The organism is Limimaricola litoreus, from assembly GCF_024159025.1.
Taxonomy (GTDB): Bacteria; Pseudomonadota; Alphaproteobacteria; order Rhodobacterales; family Rhodobacteraceae; genus Limimaricola; species Limimaricola litoreus.
Genome location: NZ_JAMYXC010000289.1, coordinates 1 through 8,171 on the forward strand (window position 1 = coordinate 1; position 8,171 = coordinate 8,171).

The following is an 8,171-nucleotide window of genomic DNA, read 5'->3' on the forward strand; positions in this document are numbered from 1 at the left end:
GTTGCGACGCGCTGGTGCTGATCGCGGGCTACGGCGCCCGCGAGACCGCGGCCCGGCCCGAGGTGCTGGCGGCGATCCGCGCGGCGGCGCGGCAGTCGCGGGCGGTGACGGGGCTCGACATGGGCGCCTGGCTGATGGCGGCGGCGGGCCTTCTCGAAGGCTACCGCGCCACCGTGCACTGGCACGAGGTCGAGGCCTTCGCCGAGGCGTTTCCCGAGGTCGAGGCGGTGGCCGAAAGCTATGTGACCGATGGCGACCGCCAGAGCGCGGGCAGCGCCACGTCGGCGATGGAGCTGTCGCTCGAGACGATCCGCCGGATGGGCGGCGATGCATTGGCCTATGACGTGCGCACGCTCTTCGTGCATGACGATACCGAGCGTCGCCGCGCCGAGAGCGGCGCGCTGTCGCCGCAGCTGGGCCGCGCCGTGCGGTTCATGCTCGACGCGATCGAGGAGCCGCGCGGCCTGTCTGAGGTGGCGGCCCATGCGGCGGTCTCGCAGCGCACGCTCGACCGGCTCTGCCGGCGCGAGCTGGGCACCTCGGCCGGAGTGTATTACCGCGCCCTGCGGCTGGCGCGGGCGCAGACCCTGCTGATCGAGACCGGTTTGCCTCTGCGCGACATCGCGCTGCGCTGCGGCTTCGCATCGGCCTCGACCCTCTCGCGCGCCTACAGCCAGCAATTCGGCCGGTCGCTCTCCGCCACCCGGCGCATGGGCGCCTGATCGGCCCCTTTTACGGCAGGAGGGCTTCCAGACTGATGCGCATATCGATCACGCCGGGCCGCATCTGGTTCGACTTTCGAGGCGCGGCCCGATCATTGGCGATGACGCCGTCGAACTGCTCGTTCCCGGTGGGTGGATCGGCAGCGCTTATGCGGGTGTCGGGCGAGCGTCGTGGGGGTGAGCGATGACGCGGCGCGTGGTTGGTTGCGTGTAGGCGCCAACCGCGTCTGCGTGACCTGCGAGATGCTGATCCTCGATGAAGAAGATGACCCGAGCTTCAGATGACGTTTGTTGCGAGCCTGGATCGCGTGGTTCTCGCGCGCCCTTATTCGCCGCGAAACTTGCTCAAGCCGCGCAATTCTGGCGTTTTCCGATGGACTTCATGAACCCGGTGGACGTAGCAAATCCGCATCAAAGATCCCAGGTTTCGAGGGCCCCCATGCTGCTTTCACCACCGTTTCCGGACCTTGCGACCACGAATGGGACCCCACACTTGAACGCAAATCGGCGCGCAGAGGGCCTGTGATGACACGCTTTGCAAATGCCGACCGCATCGGGTCGATGATTGACGGGCTGGACCGGTTTACCGCAACTCCCGGCCAAGGCACAACCCGGGCTACATTCAGCGCCGAGTTCCGGCAAGGCAGTGACTATCTGCGCGAAAGAATGCAGGAGGCCGGCCTGATCGTGCGCGAGGATGCCGTCGGCAACCTGTTCGGCCGCATCGAAGGGCGCGACCCGACGCTCGCCCCGATCATCGTCGGCTCGCATTTCGACTCCGTCCCGCATGGCGGCAAGTTCGACGGCCCCGCGGGCGTGATCGCCGGCATCGAGGCGGCGTTCCTGTTTCAAGAGCAGGGCCTGATCCCGGCGCGACCGATCGAGATCATTGCCATGATCGAGGAGGAAGGGGCGCGGTTCGGTGGCGGCCTCATGGCCTCGCGCCTGCTGACCGGCAAGCTCGACACGGCCACCCTTGTCGACATCCATGACGGCGATGGCGTCTCTTTCCTCGATGCGTTGCGCGACTACGGCCTGGACCCCGAGCGGGTGCAGGAGGCCGTGCTGGAGCCAGGCTCCGTCCATGCATTCCTCGAGTTGCATATCGAACAGGGGCCGGTGCTGGAGGCGCATGGCGAGGATGTCGCGATCATAGATCGCATCGTCGGCCAGACCGAGATCGATGTCACGATCCGCGGCCGTGCTGGCCATGCCGGCACGACACCGATGACCGCGCGACACGATGCGCTGGCGGGCGCGGTCTCGATACTGTCGCAGCTGCCCGATCTGGCGCGCGACATCGGCCATGAGGCGGTGCTGACCGTCGGCAAGCTCAAGGTGAAACCGGGTGGGTCGAATGTCATTCCCGAGGAAGTAGAGTTTACTGTCGACATTCGTGCGCCCGAGGAGGAAGTGGTGCGCGGTCTCCTCGACCAGACCCGCGCGATTGTGGCGCGCGCCGAAACGCAAGGTTACGAGACCGAGATTGCGGAGCAGCTCTATGCCAGCCCCGTGCTGCTCTCGCCCGAGATCCATGCGGTGCTGTCGAAACACGTGGTATCGCTCGGTCTGAAATCGCGCAGCATGGTCAGCGGCGCCGGGCATGACGCGATGATCATGGCCGATTTCGCACCGACCGGCCTGATCTTCGTGCCCAGCCGAGGCGGCATCTCGCACGCCCCGGAGGAATGGACCGATTACGATCAGCTGGCCCGCGGCGTCGATGTCGTCTTCAGGACGCTTTGCGAGATGAGCGATGCGAGGGCCCAGCCTTCGTGTCGCTCAGCAGGAGCGACAGGATCGCTCAGGGCAGGACAGTCCCCGCTTCCTTGAGCTTCTGGATCTGGCGATCAACCACCTCGCAGAATGCGCGGGCGACCTCGGCCATGGGCTGGTCCCGAGGCTGATAGAGCGCGAGCGCCCATGAAATGCTGGGACTGATACGCCGGGACACGGCTTTGTTCCTGTCCATCGTCATCTCCGACAACGGGTCCACCACTGCCACGCCGACACCCCGTTCGACCAGCGCGACGACGCCCCGGAGGTGACGCATCTCGGCCGCCACCCGGCGCGGTGTGCCGCCTTCCTCGAACAGCGCATCCACGCGCGTACGCAGCGGGCTGCCCGACAGCAGTTCCACGAAGGTGGCATCTGCCAGATCTTTCAGCGGCACGACGGGACCGGCATCGAGGTCATGGCCCATGGGCATGATGCAACGTGCCTCGCAATGCGCAAGACGGGTCACGTCGGCATCGGGCTGGTCGAGGCCAAGCGTGATGCCGAATCCGATGTCGCAACGATAGTGGCGTACCATCGAGAGTAGATCGACCATGCCGACATCGTGCAGCTTCACGTTGATCTCGGGGTGGCTCGTTCGAAATTCGGCCACGGCATCCAGCAGGAACGTGTCGCAAAAGATCGGTGCGGCCGCGATGGTCAGATCGCCGAGCTGCTGCTTGCTGATCGCCTGCGCGGTCGCTTCGACCTCCCTGAGATTGGATAGAAGCCGCTCGACGTTCCGGTAGAAAAGCTCGGCTTCGCGCGTGGCCGACAAGGCGTTCTTCTTGCGAAAGAAGAGCTGAAATCCGATTCCGCTTTCCAGCGAGGCGAGCAGTCGGCTGATCGCGGACTGGCTGAGACCGAGGGCCTGTGCCGCGGTCTGCATGGTGCCGTGCTGCATGAACGCGCTGAAGGCCTCCAGCTCCCTGATCTTCATGGTCATCGACGAACTGCACCTCTCAGTATGCGATATTGGAATGTGTGTGCCAGCTATTGCATGTTTACTCATACTGTAGAAGGGTCGCGGCAAGCGAGATCGGAATGTTTTCCGCACTGGGTCTCGCGCAGGGATGAACGGAGGAAAGATCATGAAGAGACTGTTGACGGGTATCGCGGTGGTAACGGGGCTGGGTGCCGGCGCCGTTCATGCTCAGGATTATCCGAGTAAAGCGATCACTCTCGTGGCCCCTTACGGTGCAGGCGGCGCGTCGGACCTTGCGGCTCGCGCCCTGGCCGAAAGCGCCAAGCAGTATATCGGTGAGCCGATCACCGTCGAGAATCGCACCGGGGCCGGCGGCATGGTCGGCGCGCGTTCGGTGGCCGATGCCGAGGCGGATGGCTACACCGTCCTTCTGGCGCGCGTGGGCATGATCCTGAACCCGGCGGTCAACCCGCAGACGATGGTGAAGGCCGACGAATACACCTATCTCGGCGCGCTGGAATCCACCCCGATGATCCTTTCGGTCGATGGCGAGAGCGAGATCGAAAGCGTCGAGCAGCTGGTTGAGGCGATCAAGGAGAGCAACGGTCGCATGACCTATGCCGCCTCTGGCGCGACCTCGATCGACGGCTTCACCACGCAGGCGCTGTTGAAGGATGCCGGCCTCGACCCGCTCACCGCCGCGACCCTCGTGCCCTACAAGGGCGGCAACGCGCTGGCGACGGCCGTCATGGGCGGCCATGTCGATTTCGGTGCTTGGGCGGCCGGCTCGCAGATGGGCCCGATCGAGGCGGGCGATCTCAAGCCTCTGGCGGTCTTCGCGCCCGAGCGCATGGACCAGCTGCCCGACGTTCCGACCATGTCCGAGCTGGGCTACGAGACGGCGGGTCAGATCACCGGCTGGTCGGCCCTGTTCGGCCCCGAGGACCTGTCCGAGGAGGTCGTCGCCAAGTGGGACGAGGTGCTCGACAAGGTCGCCGAGGACAGCACCTGGCTCGACCTCGCCGAAAAGCGTGGCTCGATCTCCACGGTCGGCACCGTCGACGTGACCGAATATGCGAAATCGCAGTTCGAGCTGTTCAACGGTCTTGCCAAGGATTTCGGCTACCTGCCCGAGTAAGATCCCCGCGACCGGCCCCGTCCCGGGCCGGTCGTCTCCCGCCTTCTGCGGAGCCTTCCCGATGAAACTCCCCCTTTTTCGCGGCGCCCTGATCGTCGGCTTCTTCGCGCTCGTGCTGTTCGCGCTGATCCCGATCTACGTGCCTCGCCCCGCCTTCATTCCGGGCTTCACCCCACCGCCCGCATGGTGGCCCCGCGTCGTGTCGATCGTCGGCCTGTCTCTCGGAATCCTGTCCATCCTGATCGCCCTGAAGACGCGCGGCGATGCCCCGTCCGACACGGCGCCGATCGAGCTGACCGCGCCCATCCCCGTGCTGGTCGGCCGCTTCCTGCTGGCGGTCGCGGCCTTCGCGGGTTTCGTCTTTCTGATGCCTCTGATCGGCTTTCTCGCGTCGAGCATCCTGCTGACGGGCGTGGCGATCGCGCTGACCGGAGATCGGGACCGCAAGCTCTGGGCGGTGCTGGTCTCGATCGGGTTGCCCGTGGCGCTGGTCTATTTCTTCGGCGAAGCGCTGGGGACCGGATTCCCGAAAGGCGCTCTCATCAAACAGTTCGGATTGTGAGGCCACATGTTCGCTGACATCCTGATGGCCCTTCAGGCCGTGGCCACGATTGAGAACTTTCTCATCATGGCTATCGGCATCTGGGCCGGCGTCGTCATCGGCGCCATTCCCGGCATGACCGGCACCATGGCGGTGACGCTGGCGCTGCCCTTCACCTTCTACATGGATTTCGTGCCTGGCCTGCTGCTGCTCGTCGCCCTCTACAAGGGGTCGACCTATGGCGGATCGGTCTCGGCCATCCTGATCCGGACGCCCGGCACGGCGTCGGCCGCCTGCACGGCGCTCGATGGCTATCCGCTGGCGCGGCAGGGCAAGGCCGGCAAGGCGCTGAACATGGCGCTCTACTCCTCTTGCATCGGCGACTTCATCTCGAACCTGTCGCTGATCTTCCTCGCCGCGCCTCTGGCGATGCTCGCGCTCAAGGTCGGCCCGCCCGAATACGCGATGCTGATGATCTTCGCGCTGATGACCGTCTCGGGGGTGTCGGGCAACTCGCTGCTGCTCGGCGTGGTCTCGGCCTGTCTCGGCCTGCTGCTCGCGACCGTCGGTCAGGACATGTACGGCTCGTTCCGCTTCGCCATCACGGATGACATGCAGGCCGGGCTTTCGGTCGCCCCGGTGCTGATCGGCCTCTTCGCCCTGCCCGAACTGCTCAAGCTCATCGTCTTTCGCATCGCGCCAAAGAACGACGCCATGAAGCTCGGCGACGACAAGGTCAGCGCGGCGGAGTTTCGCGCCAGCCTGAAATCGATCATCCGGGGCTCCGGCATCGGGGTGGTCATGGGGGCGATCCCCGGCATCGGACCCTCGGCCGCCGCGTTCTTCTCCTATGGCGAGGCCGAGCGCACCTCGAAGGATCCCTCGCGCTTCGGCAAGGGCGAGCTCGAAGGCATCGCCGCCTCGGAATCCGCCAACAACGGCTGCTGCGGCTCGACCATGGTGCCGCTGCTGGCGCTTGGCGTCCCGGGTGACGTGATCACCGGCGTGATGCTCGGAGCCTTCATGATCCAGGGCCTGACCCCGGGACCGATGCTGTTTCAGAACAACATCCACGAGGTCTACATGCTGTTCATCGGCATGCTGGTCTCGTCGGTGCTGCTGTTCTTCGCGGGCAAGCTGACCATGCGCGGGTTCAACCGGATCTCCAAGATCCCGGCCACCCTGCTGACCCCGGCGGTGCTGACGCTGTGCATCTTCGGCATCTACGCCATCTCCTCGAACCCGTTCGACGTCGTGATCCTGCTGGTGCTGGGCGTGGTCGGCTTCGCGATGTTCCTTCTGGAAATTCCGACGGCCCCCTTCCTGATCGCCTTCATCCTCGGGCCGATGATCGAGGAGAACATGCGCCGCTCCCTCGCCATTTCGCGCGGTGAGCTCGGCATCTTCTTCAGCAGCCCGATCTGCTGGATCTTCACCGTCCTCATCGTCTTCGTCGCCGTCACCACCATTCGCCGCGAAGTCCAGAAAACCAGAGCCAGAAAGGCCGCCATCTCATGACGAGCATGACCGCCCATCCCCGCCTCACGGAGGCGAAAGACCACCTCGAAGCGCTCGTGGCCTTCGATACGGTGAGCCGCAACCCGAACCGCCCGCTGATCGACCACATGGCCGCGCATCTCGAAGCGCTTGGCGCCGATATCACCATCCTGCCTGACGAGACCGGCAAGAAGGCCAATCTCGTCGCGCGCTTCGGCCCCGCCGACAAGCCGGGGCTCGTGCTCTCCGGGCATACCGACGTGGTGCCGGTGGATGGTGAAGCATGGACCAGCGATCCGTTCAGCCTCGAAGAGCGGGAGGGCAAGCTCTACGGGCGCGGGACCTGCGACATGAAGGGCTTCGCGGCCTGCGTCATGGCGACCGCTTCCGACTTGGCGCAAACCGACCTCGAACGCCCCGTCTATCTGTGCTTCAGCCATGACGAGGAGGTGGGCTGCCTTGGCGCCCCCGCCATCGCCGAGCACCTCAAGGCCCAGCCCGTCCTGCCAGAGTTCGCGATCATCGGGGAGCCATCGATGATGAAGCTGGTGACCGGCCAAAAGGGCAAGATCGCCATGCGGGCGACCGTGACCGGATCGGGCGGGCATTCCTCCTTCGCCCCGCAGCACGTCAACGCGATCGAATACGCCGGCAGGGCGATCTCGATGATACAGGAACGGGGGACGCGCTTCTGCGAGGAGGGCCCCTTTGACCGGGACTTCACCGTGGGCCATGCCACAATGCTGACCACCATGGTCGAGGGCGGCGTGGCTACCAACATCACCCCGGATCTCTGCGCATTCACCTTCGAGCTGCGCTCGATCGCGCAGGTCGATGCCGAGGCAGAAATGCAGGCTCTGATCACGCAGGTTCAAGAGACCCTTCTGCCAGCCATGAAAGCCATTTCCGCCGAAGCGGATATCCGGTTCGAACGCATCTTCAGCTATCCGGCAATGGGAGATGCCACCAATGACCGCGCCTTCCAGCGCTACAGGCCGATCCTGCCCGAATGGGGCGGCAAGGTGTCCTATGGCTCCGAGGGCGGCGTGTTCGAGATTCAGGGCGGCATTCCTTCGATCATCGTCGGGCCTGGCTCGATCGAGCAGGCGCATCTGCCCGACGAGTTCATCGAGATCTCGCAGCTCGAGGCCTGCCTGCATTTTCTCGACGAGGTGACGGGCATGCTGTCGCGCGCCTCCACGGATATGGCGGCCCAGTAGGCAGGCGAGAAAAGGCCTGAGCGCCGTCTGGTTTTCGACACAGGGCGTCGCTCAGGGCTGTCAATTTCTGGCAGCACGCAGTTTTGTGGTTCGAGCGACGGTCTCTGGCTACAGCCCCGCCGATGCGAAACCGCTCCTCTCAAGCCCGGATCCGGGGCTTCGGCCAGAAAGTGGCAACCGGGCGTCGCGTTCGAGGGGGCGCCCGGTGCCGCTGCTGCATCAGAACCGGATCTGCACCTTGACCGCCTGCGAGCGGTCCTGCGCCGTGGCGAAGGCCGCCTTGAGGCGCCCGATCGGTTTCCAGTCGCCTTCGAGAAAGCTCGCGGCACGGTGGATCCCGAAATCGACCTCG

Annotated in this window: 7 protein-coding genes; 6 read left to right on the forward strand and 1 reads right to left on the reverse strand. The window is 65.1% G+C overall.

Annotated elements, in window-relative coordinates:
• Positions 1-722, forward strand: a 722-nt coding sequence (locus NHG85_RS17730; RefSeq protein ID WP_253334908.1) for a GlxA family transcriptional regulator, incomplete at its 5' end; no start/stop codon positions are given.
• 291 nt (positions 723-1,013) lie between these two features.
• Positions 1,014-2,555 (forward strand): Zn-dependent hydrolase, encoded by a 1,542-nt coding sequence (locus tag NHG85_RS17735; RefSeq protein WP_253334910.1) that lies wholly within the window; start codon positions 1,014-1,016, stop codon positions 2,553-2,555.
• Here the strand turns inward: NHG85_RS17735 and NHG85_RS17740 are convergent.
• On the reverse strand, positions 2,527-3,444 hold the full coding sequence (locus NHG85_RS17740) for a LysR family transcriptional regulator (RefSeq protein WP_253334911.1): 918 nt from the start codon (positions 3,442-3,444) through the stop codon (positions 2,527-2,529). The two genes, NHG85_RS17735 and NHG85_RS17740, sit on opposite strands and share 29 nt — an antisense overlap.
• Positions 3,445-3,589: 145 nt before the next feature.
• Between NHG85_RS17740 and NHG85_RS17745 the strand changes: the two genes are divergently transcribed.
• The 4 genes from NHG85_RS17745 to argE all read left to right on the forward strand — a co-directional run bounded on the left by NHG85_RS17745 (position 3,590) and on the right by argE (position 7,819).
• Positions 3,590-4,561 (forward strand): Bug family tripartite tricarboxylate transporter substrate binding protein, encoded by a 972-nt coding sequence (locus NHG85_RS17745; RefSeq protein WP_253334913.1) that lies wholly within the window; start codon positions 3,590-3,592, stop codon positions 4,559-4,561.
• A 61-nt stretch (positions 4,562-4,622) separates the two neighbouring features.
• Positions 4,623-5,123: a tripartite tricarboxylate transporter TctB family protein gene (locus tag NHG85_RS17750; RefSeq protein ID WP_256500587.1), complete on the forward strand. Its 501-nt coding sequence runs from the start codon at positions 4,623-4,625 to the stop codon at positions 5,121-5,123.
• Between the two features lie 6 nt (positions 5,124-5,129).
• On the forward strand, positions 5,130-6,620 hold the full coding sequence (locus NHG85_RS17755) for a tripartite tricarboxylate transporter permease (protein WP_253334917.1): 1,491 nt from the start codon (positions 5,130-5,132) through the stop codon (positions 6,618-6,620).
• A gap of 5 nt (positions 6,621-6,625) precedes the next feature.
• Complete coding sequence (argE, locus tag NHG85_RS17760) at positions 6,626-7,819, forward strand: acetylornithine deacetylase (protein WP_253334919.1); 1,194 nt, start codon at positions 6,626-6,628, stop codon at positions 7,817-7,819.
• Positions 7,820-8,171: the final 352 nt, after the last annotated feature.